This window comes from Marichromatium sp. AB32 (assembly GCF_003718675.1).
In the GTDB taxonomy this organism is placed as follows: Bacteria; Pseudomonadota; Gammaproteobacteria; order Chromatiales; family Chromatiaceae; genus Marichromatium; species Marichromatium gracile.
Map to the genome: position 1 here is coordinate 66,994 of NZ_RHFJ01000010.1, position 18,715 is coordinate 85,708.

Below are 18,715 nucleotides of genomic sequence, written 5' to 3' on the forward strand. Positions count from 1 at the left end.
TCCCATGCGTGCACTGCGAATCATCTTCGCCGGAACGCCCGACTTCGCCTGTCCGAGCCTCGCCGCGCTGATCGCCGCGGGCCACCAGGTGGTCGGCGTCTACACCCAGCCCGATCGCCCCGCCGGACGCGGGCGCAAGCTCCAGGCCAGCCCGGTCAAACAGCTCGCGCTCGAACACGCGATCCCCGTCCATCAGCCCCAGAGCCTCAAGCGCGACCCGGCGGCGGTCGCCGAGCTGGCCGCGCTCGAGGCCGACCTGATGGTGGTGGTCGCCTACGGCCTGCTGCTGCCCCAAGCGGTGCTCGATGCGCCGCGCCTGGGCTGCGTCAATGTCCACGCCTCGCTGCTGCCGCGCTGGCGCGGCGCAGCGCCGATCCAGCGCGCGGTGCTCGCCGGCGACCCCACCAGTGGGGTCTGCATCATGCAGATGGAAGCCGGACTCGACACCGGCCCGGTCTACCATCGGCTCGAGACCACGCTCGCCGCCGACGAGACCGGCGGCAGCCTCCACGACCGGCTCGCCGAACTCGGCGCGCGCGCCCTGGTCGAGGCCCTGCCCGGGATCGCCGACGGCAGCCGCCCGGCGGAGACCCAGGACGATGCCGCCGCGACCTATGCCCACAAGCTCACCAAGGACGAGGCGCTGATCGACTGGAGCGCCCCGGCCGTGGCGATCGAGCGTCAGGTCCGCGCCTTCGATCCCTGGCCGGTCGCCCATACCCGGCTCGATGACGAGCAGCTCAGGGTCTGGGGCGCCCGCGCGCTGGATGAGGCCACCACCGCCGAACCCGGTCGCGTCGTCGGCGCCGACAAGCACGGCATCCGTGTCGCCACCGGCGAGGGGCTGCTCTGCATCACCCGGCTCCAGCCCTCCGGCAAGCGCCCGATGGAGGCCGCCGCCTTCATCAACGCCCGCAATCTCGAGGGTGTCCTGCTTGGCTGATCCCCGCTCCGCCCCCCGTCCCGACGGCAGCGGCGCCGCCGCGCGCGCCACCGCAGCGCGCGCGCTGCACCAGGTCCGTGATCGCGGTCAGTCGCTCACCCGGGTGCTGCAACGGCTGCGACTGCCGGACCAGGCCGCCGATCGCGCCCTGGTCCAGGAGATGACCTATGGCGCACTGCGCACCCTGCCACGGCTCGAGGCACTCGCCGGGCAGCTGCTGCATCGTCCGCTGCCCAAGCGCGAGGCCGAGCTCCAGGCGCTGATCCTGATCGGGCTCTATCAGCTCACCGCGATGAAGACCCCGCCGCACGCCGCGGTCGCGGCCACGGTCGAGGCCACCCGCCAACTCTCGCGACCGGGCAAGGCCGGGCTGGTCAACGCCCTGCTGCGCCGCTTCCTGCGCGAACGCGAGAGCCTGCTCGCGGCGATCGAGCACGACCCCCGGGTGCGCTGGCCGGTGCCCGAGTGGCTACGCGAGCAGCTGCGCCGCGATTGGCCCGACGACTGGGAGCAAATCATCACCGCCAGCGACACCCGCGCGCCGATGACCCTGCGGGTCAACCCGCTGCGCGGCACCCGCGCCGACTATCTCGCCGAACTCGCCGCCGAAGGGGTCGATGCCGCGCCCGTCGCCGGCTGTCCACACGGCCTGACCCTCGCCCACGCGCGCCCGACCGAACGTCTGCCGGGCTTCGCCGAGGGGCGGGTGTCGGTACAGGACGCCGGCGCCCAGCTCGCCGCCGAGCTGCTCGAGGCCGCGCCCGGGATGCGGGTGCTCGACGCCTGCGCCGCGCCCGGGGGCAAGAGCGCAGCGATCCTCGAGCGCGCCGGCGGCGAACTGACGCTGACCGCGCTCGACGTCGACGGCGAGCGGCTGCAGTCGGTCGCCACGCTGCTCGACCGACTCGGACTGCGCGCGACCCTGGTCGAGGCCGACGCCGCCCGCCCCGAGGGCGACTGGGCCGCGACCGGCTTCGAGCGCATCCTGCTCGACGTACCCTGCTCGGCCACCGGGGTGATCCGCCGCCATCCCGACATCAAGTGGCTGCGGCGCGCCGAGGACATCGCCGCGCTCTGCGACCAGCAGCGCGCCATCCTCGAGGCGATCTGGCCGCTGCTCGCCCCCGGCGGCCGGCTGCTCTACGCCACCTGCTCGCTGCTCGGCGACGAGAACCATCGCCAGATCGCCGCCTTCCTCGAGCGTCACCCCGAGGTCCGCGAGTGTCCGCTGCCCGGTGCCCCCGGCGTCGCCCGACCCCATGGTCGACAGCTGCTACCCAGCAGCGGCGGCAGTGACGGCTTCTATTACGCCCTGCTCGAGAAACCGGCCTCATGAGGGCACGGCGCCTGCGTACCCCATCGACGGCTCTGGTCCTCGGTCTCCTGCTCGCCTGGGTCTCGCTGGCGATCGCCGGCGATGACTTCCGGGTACAGCGTCTCGACACCCGACTCGACGACGACCGCGGCTACCGTCTCAGCGCCGAGATCGACTACGGCTTCAGCGCCGAGGCGCTCGAGGCGCTCGACAACGGCGTACCGCTGACGGTGTTGATCCACATCCAGGTCCGCCGCAGCGGCGCCTGGCTGTGGGAGGACAGCCTCGCCGACCTCCAGCTGCGCCGCGTCATCCGCTACAAGCCGCTCTCCGAGCGCTATCAGGTCTACACCCTGCCCGACACCGAGGGGCGCAGCTTCGTCTCGCGCGAGGCGGCGCTGCGCGCGCTCGGCGAACTCATCGACCTGCGGCTGCTCGGCGCCGCGCGACTCGCTCCCGACAGCGACTACGAGGTGCAGCTGCGCACCACCCTGGAGATCGAGGCGTTACCGCTGCCGCTGCGCCCGATGGCCTACCTCAAACCGGCCTGGAAACTCTCGAGCGGGTGGACCAAATGGCCACTGCAACCGTGAGTCGACTGCGCGGACTCGGGCTCGGCACCCTGCCGGTGGCGATCCTGATCGCCGCGCTGTTCGTGGTGCTGGTGCTGATGCGCGACTCGGTGGCCAACTCCGAGGCGCTCAGCCGGGCCTTCGTACCGCTGCTGTTCGTGGTGCTCGCCGGGCTCGGGATGCTAGCGCTGCTGGTCGGCTTCAACGTCGTCCGCCTGGTCCGGCGCTATCGCCAGCAGGCCGCCGGGTCGCGTCTGACGGCACGGATCGTGGCGCTGTTCGCGGTCCTCTCGCTGCTGCCGGTGGGCACCGTCTACTACTTCTCCCTGGGCTTCCTGCTGCGCGGCATCGACAGCTGGTTCGACGTCGAGATCGGCCAGGCGATGGAAGACGCCCTGGTGCTCAACCAGGCCTCGCTCGACCTCAACCAGCGGGTACTGAGCAAATACACCGAACAGCTGCTGGTGAGCATCGAGGATCGCTCCTCGACGGCGATCGCGCTGAGCCTCGACAGCCTGCGCCGCCAGGCCGGGGCGATCGAGCTGACCGTCTACGGCGGCAACGGCCAGGTGCTGGCCAACGCCAGCGAGGACCCGACCAAGCTGGTGCCCAACCACGCCGAGCGCGAGATCCAGCAGAGCGTGCGCGCGGGCAACAACTACGTCGGACTCGACTCGGTGCCGGGCGCCGATCTGGTGGTGCGGGTGCTGGTCAACGACCCGCTCGGGCGACCGATGCAGATGCAGGCGATCTTCCCCACCTCGGCGCGTATCGGTGAGCTCTCCGATCAGCTCGAGGCGGCCTACAACCGCTATACCGAGCTGGCCTATCTGCGCAACTCGCTCAAGTTGAGCTTCTCGCTGACGCTCTCGCTGGTGCTGCTGTTCAGCCTGATGGCGGCGTTGATCGTCGCCTTCCACACCGCGCGGCGACTGGTCGCCCCGGTGGCCGACATCGCCCGCGCCAGCCGCGCCATCGCCGAGGGCGACTACGGCCAGCAGATCCCGCTGCCACGTCACGACGACGAGCTGGCCTTCCTGGTCGCCTCGTTCAACGCCATGTCGCGGCGCATCGCCCGCGCCCGCGACGCGGCCGAGCGCAGCCAGCAGGCCGTCGAGACCCAGCGCAACTATCTCGAGACGGTGCTCGGTCGGCTCTCCTCCGGGGTCGCGGCGCTCGATGCCGAGCACCGCCTGCGCACCGCCAACCCGGCCGCACGCGCGATCCTCGACCTCGAGATCGCCGAGGCCTCGGCGGTGGATCTCGACCAGATCGCCGCATACCATCCCTGGCTCAGCCCCTGGACCGAGACCGTGCGCCAACAGGTCGCGAGCGGCCAGGCCTGGCGCGCCGAGGTACAGCTGCAGCGCCAGGAGGGCAGCCAGACGTTGATGTGTCGCGGCAGCCCACTGCCCGGCGGCGACGACGAGGCCCCCGGGCACGTGGTGGTGTTCGACGACATCACCTCGCTGATCACCGCCCAGCGCGAGGCGGCCTGGGGCGAGGTGGCGCGGCGTCTGGCGCACGAGATCAAGAACCCGCTGACCCCGATCCAGCTCTCCGCCGAGCGGCTGCGCCACAAGCTGCTGCGCAAGGCCGAGGAGGCCGACGCCCGGGTCATCGACCGCGCCACCCACACCATCATCCAGCAGGTCGAGGCGATGAAGGCGATGGTCAACGACTTCTCGGACTACGCCCGCTCGCCGCAGCTGCGCCCCGAGCCGCTGGTGTTCGACCGTCTGGTGCGCGAGGTGCTGGACCTCTATCGCAGCGCCGGGGCCGGCGCACTGCAGGTCGCGCTCGGCGCCGACGAGCACCAGATCAACGGTGATGCGCTGCGCCTGCGCCAGGTACTGCACAACCTGATCAAGAACGCCCAGGAGGCGCTCGAAGGCAACCCCGATGGCCGCATCCGCGTCGCCACCGGGGTGCGCGAGACGGGCGAGCAGCATGGCGTCTGGCTCGAGATCAGCGACAACGGTCCAGGCTTCGAGCCTCACCTGATGGAGCGACTGTTCGAGCCCTATGTCACCACCAAGGCCAAGGGCACCGGACTGGGGCTGGCGATCGTCAAGAGGATAATCGAGGAACACGGCGGTATCATCGTCGTCGAAAACACCGGTTCCGGCGCTCGGATCGAGATCCGACTGCCCGTCTGGCAGCCCCCCGGCCGGGACGCTCAAGCGCGAGGAACACACACAGAGACATGAGTGCAACCCATATCTTGGTCGTGGACGACGAGCCCGACATCCGCGGCCTGGTCCAGGACATTCTCGAGGACGAGGGCTACACCGTGGCCGGCGCCGAGAATGGCGAGGCGGCCCGACATGCGCTGCGCGACCGTCGTCCCGACCTGATCCTGCTCGACATCTGGATGCCCGACCTCGACGGCATCACCCTGCTCAAGGAGTGGGCCGAGGAGGACAGCCTGCCCTGCCCGGTGATCATGATGTCCGGGCACGGCACCGTCGAGACCGCCGTCGAGGCCACCCGGCTCGGCGCCTACGACTTCCTCGAGAAGCCGCTGTCGATGGCCAAGCTGCTGCTCACCGTCGAGCGCGCGCTCGAGGCCGACAAGCTCCATCAGGAGAACATCGGGCTCAAGCGCCGCACCCCGCTGGTCCACGAGCCGGTCGGGCGCAGCGCGGCGATGCTGCGGCTGCGCGAACAGGTCAAGCGCATCGCCCAGCACGATACCTGGGTGCTGATCACCGGCGACGCCGGCAGCGGTCGCGAGACCTTCGCCCGCTATCTGCACTCGCAGAGCGCGCGACGCGAGCGCCCCTTCGTCGATCTCAGCGTCTCCACCCTGGCCGGCGGCAACGCCGCACGCGAGCTGTTCGGCACCGAGGAGGGCGAGCACATCCACTACGGCAGCCTGGAGAAGGCCGCCGGCGGCACCCTGTTGCTCGACGAGGTCGCCGACATGGAGCTCGACGCCCAGGCCAAGCTCCTCGGCGCGCTCGACAGCGGCTCCTTCCTGCGCATCGGCGGCAGCGAACCGGTGCGCATCGACGTGCGCATCATCGCCGTCACCCAGCGCAACCTCGAGGAAGAGGTCCAGGCCGGGCGCTTCCGCGAGGACCTCTTCTATCATCTCAACGTGGTGCCGCTGCACGTCCCGCCGCTGCGCGAGCACGCCGAGGACGTCCCCGACCTGCTCAACTTCTATCTCGACTACTTCGCCACCCACGAGAAACTGCCCTATCGGCGCTTCAGCGTCGGCGCGCAGAACTTCCTGCGCAACTACACCTGGCCGGGCAACGTGCGCGAGCTGAAGAATCTGGTGCAGCGGGTGCTGATCCTCGGCGCCGGCGACGAGATCAGCCAGAAGGAGGTCGAGAGCGCGCTCGGCGCGCCGCCACCGGTGCAGGCCCAGGCGCTCGAGGGGCTGGTCTCCTTCGACCAGCCGCTGCGTCAGGCGCGCGAGCAGTTCGAGAAGGCCTATCTCGACTACCAGCTCGAGAAGCACGGCGGCAACGTCAGCAAGATGGCCAAGGAGGCGGGGATGGAGCGCACCCATCTCTATCGCAAGCTGCGCTCGCTCGGCATCGAGATCAAGGAACGGCGATGAGGATCGAGCAGCCAGCGGCCAGCGACCAGCCACCAGCTGCCAGCCACCAGCGCTCGGCCACCAGCCGCGGGGCGGCGGCGCGCGCGCCACGGCGCCCGGGACCGACAGACCGCTGGAAGCTGGCGACTGGAGGCTGGCCACTGGCGACTGACCGCTGGAAGCTGGCGACTGGAGGCTGGCCACTGGCGACTGACCGCTGGTGGCTGGCAGCTGGCAGCTGGCCGCTGGCGCCCGACCGAGGGCCGAGCGCGGCATGAAGATCATCATCCTCGGCGCCGGCCAGGTCGGCACCTCGGTGGCGGCGAACCTGGTCAGCGAGGCCAACGACATCACCGTGGTCGATCACAACCCGGCGCTGCTGCGCGAGCTGCAGGACCGCTTCGACCTGCGCACCGTCTACGGTCACGGCGCCCACCCCGACGTGCTCGCACGCGCCGGCGCCGAGGACGCCGACATGATCATCGCGGTGACCAACAGCGACGAGACCAACATGGTCGCCTGTCAGGTCGCCTACACCCTGTTCCACACCCCGACCAAGATCGCCCGGGTGCGCGCCCAGAGCTTCCTCGACCAGCCGCGACTGTTCGGCACCGACGCGCTGCCGATCGATGTCGCGATCAGCCCCGAGGCGCTGGTCACCGACTACATCATCCGTCTGATCGAGAACCCCGGCACCCTGCAGGTGCTCGACTTCGCCGGCGGGCGCATCCGTCTGGTGGCGGTCAAGGCCTATTACGGCGGCCCGCTGGTCGGTCAGGAGCTGCGCACCCTGCACCAGCGCATGCCCAACATCGAGGCGCGGGTGGCGGCGATCTATCGCCAGGACCGCGCCATCCAGCCCGAGGGCGACACCGTCATCGAGGTCGACGACGAGGTCTTCTTCGTCGCCGCCCCCGAACACATCCGCGCGGTGATGGGCGAGCTGCGCCGGCTCGACAAGACCTACCGACGGATGATCATCGCCGGCGGCGGCAACATCGGCACGCGGCTGGCCGGCGCGCTCGAGCGCAGCTTCCGGGTGAAGATCATCGAGCGTGACCTGAAGCGCTGCAAGCACATCGCCGAGGACCTGGAGAAGACCATCGTGCTCCACGGCGACGCCGCCGACCAGGACCTGCTGCTCGAGGAGAACATCGAGAGCACCGACGTGTTCTGCGCGGTGACCGACGACGACGAGGCCAACATCCTCTCGGCGATGCTCGCCAAGCGCCTCGGCGCGCGCAAGGTGATGGCGCTGATCAACCGCCCCTCCTATGTCGACCTGGTGCAGTCGGGAGCGATCGATGTCGCCATCTCGCCGCAGCAGGCGACCATCGGCAGCCTGCTCAAGCACGTGCGCCGCGGCGACGTGGTGATGGTGCACTCGCTGCGCCGCGGGGCGGCCGAGGCGATCGAGGCCATCGCCCACGGCGACGAGACCTCGAGCAAGGTGATCGGACGCTCCATCGCCGAGATCCGTCTGCCCAAGGGGGCGAGCATCGGCGCACTGGTGCGCGGCGACCAGGTGCTGATCGCCCACCACGACACCCGGATCCAGTCCGAGGACCACGTCATCCTCTTCCTCCAGGACAAGCGCCGCATCCCCGAGGTCGAGCGTCTGTTCCAGGTCGGCGTCACCTTCCTCTAGCGCCATGATGAAGTTCGCTGCGGTACAGAAGGTGCTGGGCCTGCTGCTGGCGGTGTTCAGCTTCGCCATGCTGCCACCGGTGGTCGTGGAGCTGATCTATGCCGACGGTGAGGCCTGGCCCTTCCTGGTCGCCTTCGCCATCCTGCTCAGCGCCGGACTTCTGATCTTCCTCCCGGTGATGCGGTATCAGGCGGTGCTGCGGCTGCGCGACGGCTTCCTGGTGGTGGTGCTGTTCTGGACCACCCTGGGGCTGGCCGGCGCCCTGCCCTTCCTGCTCGCCCCCGACCCGGTACTGTCGCCGACCGACGCGGTGTTCGAGTCGATCTCGGGGCTGACCACCACCGGCGCGACCGTGATCGTCGGACTCGACGACCTGCCCAAGTCGATCCTCTTCTATCGCCAGCAGCTGCAGTGGCTCGGCGGTATGGGGATCATCGTGCTCGCCGTCGCGGTGCTGCCGATGCTCGGCATCGGCGGCATGCAGCTCTATCGCGCCGAGATGCCGGGACCGATGAAGGACTCCAAGCTCACCCCGCGCATCACCGAGACGGCCAAGGCGCTGTGGTACATCTATCTGTGGATGACGGTGGCCTGCGCACTGGCCTACTGGGGCGCGGGCATGACCCTGTTCGATGCCATCGGTCACGCCTTCTCGACCGTGGCCATCGGCGGCTTCTCGACCCATGACCTCAGCATGGGTCACTTCGACAGCACCCTGATCGAGATGATCGCGGTGGTGTTCATGCTGCTGGCGGGGATGAACTTCGCGCTGCACTTCGTGGCGGTACACCGCCACAGCCTCGGGGTCTATCTCCACGACAGCGAGTGGCGCTTCTATCTGCTGATCATGGTGACGGTGACCGCCATCGCCACGGTCGCGCTCTATCGCACCGACACCTTCATCACCTGGGACGACGCCTTCACCAAGGGGTTGTTCCAGGCCGTCTCGATCGGGACCACCACCGGCTTCGCCACCGCCGAGTTCTATTTCTGGCCGCCCTTCCTGCAGATCCTGCTGCTGTTCACCAGCTTCGTCGGCGGCTGCGCCGGCTCCACCGGCGGCGGCATCAAGGTCATCCGCTTCCTGCTGCTGATCAAGCAGGGCGTGCGCGAGATCGGTCGCCTGATCCACCCCAACGCGCAGATCCCGGTGCGCATCGGCGGCAAGAGCATCGATCACCGGGTGGTCGATGCCGTATGGGGCTTCTTCTCGCTCTATGTCGCCTGCTTCGTGCTGATGTATCTGATGCTGGCGGCCACCGGACTCGACCTGCTGACCTCCTTCTCGGCGGTCGCCGCCTGTATCAACAACCTCGGTCCAGGGCTGGCCATGGTCGGCCCGCACTTCGCCGACATCTACGACCCGGCCAAGTGGATCCTCTGCTTTGCCATGCTGCTCGGCCGGCTCGAGATCTTCACCCTGCTGGTGCTGCTCACCCCCACCTTCTGGCAGCGCTGAGGCTCAACCGGCGGGGCGCAGCTCGAGTCCGGCGAGGGTGAAGCAGAAGCGCGCCCCCTGCCCGGGCCCCGGTGATTCGGCCCAGATCCGCCCACCGTGGACCTCGACGATGCGCTGCACCAGGGCCAGACCGATGCCGGTCCCGTCCCCCTCGAGGTCGAGGCGCTCGAACAGCCCGAAGACCTTGTGCAGATGGCGCGGGTCGATCCCCTTGCCGTTGTCGGCAACGACCACCACCAACGCGTCGTCCAACCTCTCGAGTCCGATCTCGATACGCGGCGCCGACTGATCGCCCATGAACTTGACCGCATTGTCGATCAGGTTGAGGAAGACCTCGGTCAGGCGGGGGCGATCCCCCAGGATCCATGCCGGCGCATCGCTCACCGTCACCTCGACCCCGCGCTCGACGATGCGTCCGGCGACCAACTCGAGCACCTCATCGACCACCTCGCGCAGACTGAACTCGGTCGGGTCGTTGACCAGCCGACCGATGCGCGACAACTCCAGCAGCTCATCGAGCAAGCGCGTCATCCGCTCCGAGGCCTTGCGCACGAACCCCAGGTCCTTGGCGATGCGCGCCTCGTCGCCGGCGGCGATGTCGCGTTCGAGAAAGCCGAGGAAGGTGCGGATGGTCACCAGCGGGCTCTTGAGGTCGTGCGAGACGGTATAGGTGAAGCGGGTCAACTCGTCGGTGCGCTGACGCAGCTCGGCCTCGCGCTCGGTGCGCTCGGTGACATCGACCGCGACCCCGATCACCGACACCCCGCTGTCGGTACCGGGATCGCGCACCGGGTTGAAGTAGGTCTCGAACACCTGTCGACCGAGTGCGGCGGTGAACTGTACCTTGTCGCCGCCGATCGCCCGGGCGATGTGCGTCTCGACCCCGGAGTCGGCACCGAGAAAACCGGCCACCGATTGCCCGACCAGGGCGCCGGGCTCGAGCCCCAGCGACTCCAGGCCGCTGCCCTCGCAGAGCCGGAAGACGCCGTCGGCGTCGAACTCGAAGATCATCACCGGGGTATTGCTCACCACCGAGCGGAAGCGCGCCTCGCTCAGGCGCAGCGCCCGCTCGGCCTCCTTGAGTTCGGAGATGTCACGGATGATCTCGAGCGCGCCGAAGACCCTGCCAGCGGTATCGCGCAACGGCACCGCCTTCCCCCAGACATAGGCCCCGCGGCCACCGTAGACCCGCGGCAGATGCAGCTGAGCCAGCAGCACATCGCCGTCGCGATGAACATGGTCGTAGCAACGCATGATCTCCTCACACTTCTCGGGGGCGGCCGACACCATGTCGATCAGCATGGGTCGCTGCTCACCATAGAAGGCCGTCGCATAGACGCGCCCCGCTCTCCCCAGCACCTGCTCCCTGGGCACCCCGGACATCTGCTCGATGGCCCGGTTCCAGATGGTCACCACGCCTTCGCCATCGATCGCGAAAAGCGCATCCGGCAAGACATCGATCAGGGTGTCGAGATATTCCCGCGATTCCTCGAGCGCGCGCTTGGCCGCTACGCGCTCGGATATATCGCGCCCGATGCAGCTGTAGTAAGGCTCGCCATCGACAACGAAATGACTGGCGAGGATCTCCACCGGGAAGCGAGAGCCATCACCACGCTGATGGATGGTCTCGAGTCGAATCGACGACTCCTCGAGCAATCGCGCAAACACCTCCTGCAATCGCTGCGGCGGGAACAGCGGATCGATGTCCGGCACCGACATGGTCAACAGCCGCTCGCGGCTCAGGCCGAGCGTCTCATGCATGCTTTCATTGACATAGACGAAGCGCGCCTCGGAATCGAGCAGGAAGACCTCGTCCCCCGAGCGCTCCAGGGCGAAGTGCGTCAGTCGCCGCTGACGCTCCGCCCGCTGACCCGCACTGAGATCGCGCAACATACCGGCCACCAGCTCGGGCGCCCCGATCGGGCTGGGCAGCGCGAAGATGGTTGCGTCGGCGAGAAACTCGCTGCCATCGAGCCGTCGCTGGCGCAGCTCGCCACGCCACCCACCGGCGAGCGCCTCGGGCAGCAGCACCTCGAGCATGGCGAGGCCGTCCTCCGGCCAGAAGCACCCTCCGGCGCGACCGATCATGTCGCGCGACTCCGGGTCACAGCCGAACAGTAGATGGGCGGCGCGATTGGCATAGATCACCTCCAGCCGCTCGAGCCTGGCGACCACGATGGCATCGGAGGCCGAGTCGGCGACCGACTCGAGCAGCCGTGCCCGACTCCCTCCTTCGACACCTTCGTTCGGCGGTACTGGCGGCAGCGGCTCGAACATCAGGGTACAGCAGTGCATCCGGCCTGCAGCACCAAGCACCGGCACCAGGTGCGCGCGAAACCACCGCCCACCGGACTCACCGAGACGCAGCCGCAGCTTGCCGCGCCAGGGGCGCGGCGCACTCAGCAGCTCCCAGGACGGCGGTGGGTCGAGCAGGACATCGAGCGTCCGACCGAGCAGCGACGCCACCGACAGACCGAGCGATGCGCTCCAGTCGGCATCGACCTGACAGATCCGTCCCGCCTCGTCGACCACCACCGCACCGACGCCGTCATCCATGCAACACGCCGAACTGGGTTCATTATCCATTCCATCCACCTCGCTGGAGACAACAGGCCGGGGATGACACACCCCGGCCACTGGGGTGTCGACGCCGGCGCTGACGGGACAGCTGCAAGTCGGCCAAGGGGGGTGCACAGGGCCGGAGGATTTCGGTGAAGCCGTCGACATCCGCCGATGATTTCCCGAACGGGAACGATTGATTAAGGCATCACCTGCGTCCATTCCTAAGGCAGGGCACGAGACGGCGACGGTGTCGACGGACAGGTCGGCCGACGACCACGGCACCTTGCAACGATTACCCCGCCAGTGATTCCTTCACTGACGACAAAGCATAGCAACGCACGCAAGACGACAGAGGTACAGGCATGAAGCTGATGCGGTCACTCACCATCAAGCAGCGTCTATTGATGCTCTCGGCCCTGGTGCTGTTCGGGATCATCGCCGGGGTCGCGCTGGCACTGTTCGAGGTGAGGTCGATCCTGGTGCAGGAGAAGTTCACCCAGGTCCAGAAACTGGTCGAGACCGCGCATAGCGTCGTCAAGCACTACCAGGGACTCGCCGAGGCCGGTGAACTCCCCCGCGCAGAGGCCGAACGCAGCGCGCTCGAGGCCCTGCGCACGATGCGCTATGACGGTAACAACTATTTCTGGGTACGTGATCGCCGCGGCTTCATGCTGATGCACCCGATCAAACCCGAGCTGGTCGGCAACGACGGACGCCAGCAGACCGACGCCAACGGCAAGCGCTTCGTCGCCGAGCTGCTTGAGCAGGTCGAGCGCGATGGCCGCGGCTCGGTGCACTATGTCTGGCCCAAGCCGGGCGCGGAGCATCCCGAACCCAAACTCACCTTCGCCCAGCGCGAGCCGACCTGGGGCTGGATCGTCTCCAGCGGGATCTACATCGACGACGTCGACACCGCCTTCTGGCGTCACGCCACGCTGATGGGGGGGCTAGGCACGGCCATGCTGCTCCTGGTCATGGCCTTGATCGCGCTGACCTCGCGCTCGATCACCGTTCCGATCGGCGAGGCGGCGCGGGCGATGCACCGGATCGCCAAGGGCGATGGCGACCTCACCCAGCGCCTCGACACCAGTGGGCGCGACGAGATCACCGACATGGCGGCGGGCTTCAACGAGTTCGCCGACAAGACCGAGCGCACCATCGGCGCGGTCGCCCGCGCCACCGAACAGATCGCCGCCGCCGCCGAGCAGCTCTCGACCATCACCCAGTCCAACAACGACGGCATCGAGCGCCAGCGTGGCGCGATCCAGCAGGTGGCCACCGCGGTCACCGAGATGACCGCCACCATCAAGGAGATCGCCAAGAGCGCCGAGGACGCAGCAGCCTCGGCCTTCAGCGCCGACGACAGCGCCCGCCAGGGTGGCGAGACGGTCGACAAGGTGCAGGCGTCCAACCAGACGCTCACCCAAGAGATCGCCCAGGCCGCCGATGCGGTACGCCGCTTCAGCGAGGAGAGCGTCTCGATCGGCGGCGTGCTCGACGTGATCCGCGCCATCGCCGAGCAGACCAACCTGCTCGCACTCAACGCCGCGATCGAGGCGGCACGCGCCGGCGAACAGGGACGCGGCTTCGCCGTGGTCGCAGACGAGGTCCACACCCTCGCCAGCCGTACCCAGGCCTCGACCACCGAGATCCAACAGATGATCCAGAACCTGCGGGCGGTCGCTCAGGAGGCGGTCACCGCCATCGATCGCGGCGAGCATCTCACCCGCGAGACCCTGGAGCAGGCCGGCCAGGCGCACGAGGCGATCGCCGAGATCGGCGGCGCCATCACCACCATCCGCGACATGAACACCCATGTCGCCAGCGCCGCCGAGGAGCAGGCGGCGGCGGCCTCCGAGATCGATCACAGCGTGATCAAGATCTCCGACTTCTCGGAAGAGTCGGCCGACAACGCCCAGCACACCGCCGCCGCCAGCCAGGAGCTGGCACAGCTGAGCGAGACGCTGCGCCAGCTCATCGGCCAGTTCAAGTTCGGCGCGGGCGGCTGAGCGGTACTACAGTAGCGGCGCGACCGAGCCGGCGCACCGCAACGGAGGAGGCCATGCAAGAACAGACACTCTCGGTGCTGCTGGTCGAGGACGATCCGGCACACGCCGAGATCACCCGACGCGGACTCGAGTCCAATGCACTACCGGCGCGGTTGGAACATGTCGAGGACGGTCAGGCCGCGCTCGACTACCTGTTCCGTCAGGGCCGCTTCAGCGACCCCGAGAGCAGCCCACGTCCCGACCTCATCCTCCTCGATCTGCGTCTGCCCAAGGTCGAGGGGCTCGAGGTACTGCGTCGGATCAAGGCCGACGATCAGCTCCGGCGCATCCCGGTCGTGGTCCTGACCACCTCGGCGGCCGACCCCGATGTCCAGGGCGCCTATTCCAACCAGGCCAGCAGTTATCTGGTGAAGCCGGCCGACTACGATGCCTTCGCCCGGCTGTTCGACTCGCTCGGGCACTACTGGCTGGCCTGGAACCGCTATCCCGGTTGACATCCTATGCCCCCAACACCGATCTCCGTGCTGATCGTCGAGGACGACCCGGCGCATGCCGAGGCGGTCGCGCGCGCGCTCGAGGACAGTGAGCAGTTCGCCGATCCACGCGTGGCCCAGACCCTGGCCGAGGCCCTGCAGGCGATCGCGCAGCAGCCACCGGATGCGGTGGTCGCCGACCTCAACCTGGTCGACGGCAAGGCCTACGAACTGCTCCCCGGCGCGGTGCAAGACATCCGCTATCCGGTGCTGGTGATGACCAGTCAGGGCGACGAGCAGATGGCGGTACAGGCGATGAAGGCCGGCGCACTCGACTATGTGGTCAAGTCACCCGAGACCTTCACCCAGATGCCCCGCCTGCTCGAACGGGCGCTGCGTGAATACGGCCACATCACCGAGCGCGCCCGCGCCCAGGAGGCACTGCGCGCCTCGGAGCGGCGCATGACCGATATCATCAATTTCCTCCCCGACGCCACCTTCGCCATCGACACCCAGGGCCGGGTGATCGTCTGGAACCTCGCCGTCGAGCGCATGACCGGGATCGCCAGTCAGCAGATCATCGGCCAGGGCGACCAGGCCTATGCCAAGGCCTTCTACGGCGAGCGCCGCGCGCTGCTGGTCGACCTCATCCTCGCCCCCGACGACCACCACCCCGAGCACTATCAAAACCTCCAGCGCCTGGAGGGCGACCAGCTCACCGCCGAGGTCTTCAACACCCATATCGGCCAGGCTCAGGGGATCTATCTGCGCTCGGTGGCCTCGCCGCTGCGCGACGGCGCGGGCGTCATCGTCGGTGCCATCGAGTCGGTGCGCGACATCACCGAACCCAAGCGCGCGCAACAGGAACTGCTGCGCGCCTATGGCGAGAGCCGCGCCATCACCGAGGCAGTACGCGACACCCTCTACATGGTCGATCTCGAAGGCCGGCTGCTGTGGTGGAACAAGCGCGTCGAGGCCGAGACCGGATATACGGCCGAGGCCCTGCGCCAACTGCCGATCGAGCGGCTGTTCGTCGACACCGATGCCCCCAGGCTCAGACGCGCCATCCAGGCCGCGCTCGAACAGGGCTATTGCGAAATCGAGGGACGCACCCGAACCGTCAATGGGATTCGCAGCTATCGCTACAACGGCGTCCCGGTGCGGGACAAGCAGGGAGCGGTGATCGGTATCGCCGGCGTCGGCCAGGACATCACCGAGCGGCTGCGCGATCAGGAGCGGTTGCGGCTGGCCGCTGCGGTACTCGACAACACCCATGAAGGGATCATGGTCTCGAACGCCAGAGGCGATCGGCTGATCGCGGTCAACCAGGCGTTCACCGAGATCAGCGGCTATCACGAGGATGAGGCGCTGGGGCATGCCCCGAACCTGTTGAAATCAGGCCGACACGAACGTCAGTTCTACCAGGCGATGTGGGCCTCGATCCTGCAGACCGGACACTGGCAGGGCGAGATCTGGAACCGTCGGCGCAACGGCGAGATCTTTCCCGCCTGGCTCACCATCAGCCGGGTGCGTGACGAGCGCGGCGCCACCACCAACTATGTCGGCATCTTCTCCGACATCAGTCAGGTCAAGCAGTCCGAGGCCCGGCTCGAACACCTCGCCCACTATGACGCGCTCACCGACCTGCCCAACCGGCTGCTGCTGCTCTCGCGCCTGGAACACGCCATCCACCGCGCCGAGCGCGAGCGCAGCAAGGTCGCGGTGCTGTTCATCGACCTTGACCGCTTCAAGAACGTCAACGACAGCCTCGGCCACCCGGTCGGCGACGAACTGCTGCAGGCCGTCGCCGCGCGGATGCGCGCGCGCATTCGCGCCGAGGACACCCTGGCGCGGCTCGGCGGCGACGAGTTCGTGCTGTTGCTCGAGTCGATCGAGCGCCCCGACGAGGCCGGCAACCTCGCCCAGCAGATCATCGATCTGATGGCCGAGCCCTTCCGTCTCTCCGGCGGACGCGAGATCTATCTCGGCGCCAGCATCGGCATCAGCCTCTACCCGGAAAACGGCACCGATACCACCCAACTGCTGCGCAACGCCGACACCGTGATGTACCAGGCCAAGGCGCAGGGGCGCAATACCTACCGCTACTACACCGAATCGCTCACCCGCGCCGCCAACGCGCGACTCTCGCTCGAATCACGCCTCAGGCGCGCGCTCGAGCGCGAGGAGCTGGTACTGCACTACCAGCCCCAGGTCGACATGCACACCACCCGGCTCACCGGGATCGAGGCGCTGGTGCGCTGGGAGACCCCGGACGGCGAGCTGATCCCGCCCGACCGTTTCATCCCCCTGGCCGAGGAGACCGGGCTGATCATCCCGCTCGGCGCCTGGGTACTGGCCACCGCCTGTCGCCAGCTCCAGGACTGGATCGACGCCGGCGCCCCGCCGCTGACCCTGGCGGTCAACATCTCCAGTCACCAGTTCGCCCAGCCCGACCTGGCGCTCCATGTCGATCGCGAGCTGACCGCCTCCGGTCTCTCCCCCGAACGCCTCGAGCTGGAGCTCACCGAGAGCACCATCATGCAGCACAACCGACGCGGGATGGAGATCCTCGAGGCGTTGCGCGCGCTCGGCATCGCACTCTCGATCGACGACTTCGGCACCGGTTACTCCTCGCTGGCCTATCTCAAGCGGCTGCCGATCGACAAGCTCAAGATCGACAAGAGCTTCGTCCAGGGCATCCCCGAGGACCGCAACGATGCCGAGATCGCCGCGACCATCATCGCCATGGCACGCAACCTCAACCTGCGGGTGCTCGCCGAGGGCGTCGAGACCGAGGCCCAGCGCGACTTCCTGCGTCAGGCCGGCTGCGACGCCTACCAGGGCTATCTGTTCAGCCGTCCACTGCCGACCGCCGAGTTCGCGCGTCAGTACCTGCGCTGACCCGACCTGCCCCGTTCACCGCTCCCCCAGCCCGGCCAACCACTCGAGCACGAACCCGGCGATTGCCTCCGGGTCGTCGAGCGCGAGCCGGGGCGGCGCCGGGGCGGTCAGCGATGGCCGGTCGCTGGCCACGGCGATGATCGCCGGGTCCTCGGGATAGAGCGGCGCGAGTCCGAGCGCGCTGCGATGGACCTCGATCTTGGCATAGTCGGCATGCTTGAAACCCTCGACCAGCACCAGGTCGAGACCGCTCGGATCGAGCCGCGCGAGCAGGGTGTCGAGATCGGGATCGGCGTCCGCCTCCGGAGTCTCGACCATCAGCGCCCAGCGCCGGCGCGAGGCCACCAGCACCTGCTCGGCGCCGGCCGCGCGCAGCTCGAAGCTGTCCTTGCCGGGATGATCGACGTCGAAGCGGTGATGAGCGTGCTTGAGACAGCCCACCCGCAGCCCGCGCGCGCGCAGCAGCGGCAACAGCCGACACAGCAGGGTGGTCTTGCCGCTGCCGCTGGGGGCGACGAAGCCGAGTACCGGCGGGGTTGCTACTGCCATCGCGTTCACTCCTCGGGACAGCGGTCGCGAGCGGTCGTCTGCGCTTGGACTTTTCCCGGGTGCCAGCGCAGAATGAGTGCCTCGTCCGGGGCGCAACACCTCGGCCCGGGCGCCCCACCGCGCCCGGACCATCACCCGACTCTCGACAACGACCGCAAGGACCTCATGGCTCAGTACATTTACACGATGAACCGGGTCGGCAAGATCGTGCCGCCCAAGCGTACCATCCTGCGTGACATCTCCCTGTCCTTCTTCCCCGGCGCCAAGATCGGCGTGCTCGGCCTCAACGGCGCGGGCAAATCGACCCTGCTCAAGATCATGGCCGGGCTCGACACCGAGATCGAGGGCGAGGCGCGTCCGCAGCCGGGGATCAAGGTCGGCTATCTGCCCCAGGAACCCCAGCTCGACCCCGACAAGGACGTGCGCGGCAACGTCGAGGAGGCGCTCGCCCACATCAAGCAGGCGAGCGAGCGTCTCGAGGCGGTCTATGCCGCCTATGCCGAACCCGACGCCGACTTCGACGCCCTCGCCCAGGAGCAGGCCGAGCTCGAGAACCTGCTCGAGGCCAGCGGCGGTCACAACCTCGACCACACCCTCGAGGTCGCCGCCGAGGCGCTGCGCCTGCCGCCCTGGGAGGCCGACGTCACCAAGCTCTCCGGCGGCGAGCGCCGCCGCGTGGCGCTGTGCCGGCTGTTGCTGTCGAGCCCCGACATGCTGCTGCTCGACGAGAT

13 protein-coding genes are annotated in these 18,715 nt (G+C 68.4%); 11 read left to right on the forward strand and 2 right to left on the reverse strand.

The features are described 5' to 3' along the window. The first annotated feature begins 4 nt into the window (after positions 1–4). From fmt to EBL85_RS05320, 7 genes are all read left to right on the forward strand, one after another. Positions 5–943 carry a methionyl-tRNA formyltransferase gene (gene fmt, locus EBL85_RS05290; protein ID WP_123142348.1) on the forward strand — a complete coding sequence of 313 codons (939 nt, stop codon included), beginning with the start codon at positions 5–7 and terminating at the stop codon, positions 941–943. Next, entirely contained in the window at positions 936–2,279 is a 1,344-nt protein-coding gene (gene rsmB / locus EBL85_RS05295) for a 16S rRNA (cytosine(967)-C(5))-methyltransferase RsmB (protein WP_123139858.1), read from the forward strand. The genes fmt and rsmB overlap by 8 nt, the downstream gene beginning before the upstream one ends. Next, positions 2,276–2,851: a DUF4390 domain-containing protein gene (locus EBL85_RS05300; RefSeq protein WP_062273961.1), complete on the forward strand. Its 576-nt coding sequence runs from the start codon at positions 2,276–2,278 to the stop codon at positions 2,849–2,851. Before rsmB ends, EBL85_RS05300 begins: the two co-directional genes overlap by 4 nt. Further along, positions 2,833–5,040: an ATP-binding protein gene (locus tag EBL85_RS05305; RefSeq protein WP_123139859.1), complete on the forward strand. Its 2,208-nt coding sequence runs from the start codon at positions 2,833–2,835 to the stop codon at positions 5,038–5,040. Before EBL85_RS05300 ends, EBL85_RS05305 begins: the two co-directional genes overlap by 19 nt. Further along, positions 5,037–6,404: a sigma-54 dependent transcriptional regulator gene (locus tag EBL85_RS05310; RefSeq protein WP_062273965.1), complete on the forward strand. Its 1,368-nt coding sequence runs from the start codon at positions 5,037–5,039 to the stop codon at positions 6,402–6,404. Before EBL85_RS05305 ends, EBL85_RS05310 begins: the two co-directional genes overlap by 4 nt. A gap of 253 nt (positions 6,405–6,657) precedes the next feature. Further along, complete coding sequence (gene trkA, locus EBL85_RS05315) at positions 6,658–8,031, forward strand: Trk system potassium transporter TrkA (RefSeq protein ID WP_123139860.1); 1,374 nt, start codon at positions 6,658–6,660, stop codon at positions 8,029–8,031. A 7-nt stretch (positions 8,032–8,038) separates the two neighbouring features. After that, positions 8,039–9,490: a TrkH family potassium uptake protein gene (locus EBL85_RS05320; protein ID WP_123139904.1), complete on the forward strand. Its 1,452-nt coding sequence runs from the start codon at positions 8,039–8,041 to the stop codon at positions 9,488–9,490. 3 nt (positions 9,491–9,493) lie between these two features. Here the strand turns inward: EBL85_RS05320 and EBL85_RS05325 are convergent, their stop codons facing one another. Next, positions 9,494–12,076 (reverse strand): PAS domain S-box protein, encoded by a 2,583-nt coding sequence (locus EBL85_RS05325; protein WP_190288041.1) that lies wholly within the window; start codon positions 12,074–12,076, stop codon positions 9,494–9,496. Between the two features lie 338 nt (positions 12,077–12,414). On the opposite strand from EBL85_RS05325, the gene EBL85_RS05330 reads away from it, so the two are divergent. From EBL85_RS05330 to EBL85_RS05340, 3 genes are read left to right on the forward strand one after another with little or no spacing between them, the layout of a single operon-like run. After that, positions 12,415–14,061: a methyl-accepting chemotaxis protein gene (locus EBL85_RS05330; RefSeq protein WP_123142350.1), complete on the forward strand. Its 1,647-nt coding sequence runs from the start codon at positions 12,415–12,417 to the stop codon at positions 14,059–14,061. A 53-nt stretch (positions 14,062–14,114) separates the two neighbouring features. After that, complete coding sequence (locus EBL85_RS05335; RefSeq protein WP_123142351.1) at positions 14,115–14,555, forward strand: response regulator; 441 nt, start codon at positions 14,115–14,117, stop codon at positions 14,553–14,555. Positions 14,556–14,561: 6 nt separating this feature from the next. Then, on the forward strand, positions 14,562–17,435 hold the full coding sequence (locus tag EBL85_RS05340; RefSeq protein WP_123142352.1) for an EAL domain-containing protein: 2,874 nt from the start codon (positions 14,562–14,564) through the stop codon (positions 17,433–17,435). Positions 17,436–17,450: 15 nt separating this feature from the next. On the opposite strand, the gene mobB is transcribed toward EBL85_RS05340, so the two are convergent. After that, the gene (gene mobB, locus EBL85_RS05345; RefSeq protein ID WP_123139865.1) at positions 17,451–17,984 is read right to left on the reverse strand and encodes a molybdopterin-guanine dinucleotide biosynthesis protein B; all 534 of its coding nucleotides are present in this window, start codon (positions 17,982–17,984) and stop codon (positions 17,451–17,453) included. A gap of 165 nt (positions 17,985–18,149) precedes the next feature. On the opposite strand from mobB, the gene EBL85_RS05350 reads away from it, so the two are divergent. After that, on the forward strand, positions 18,150–18,715 hold a 566-nt coding region (locus tag EBL85_RS05350), incomplete at its 3' end, for an ATP-binding cassette domain-containing protein (protein WP_123142355.1).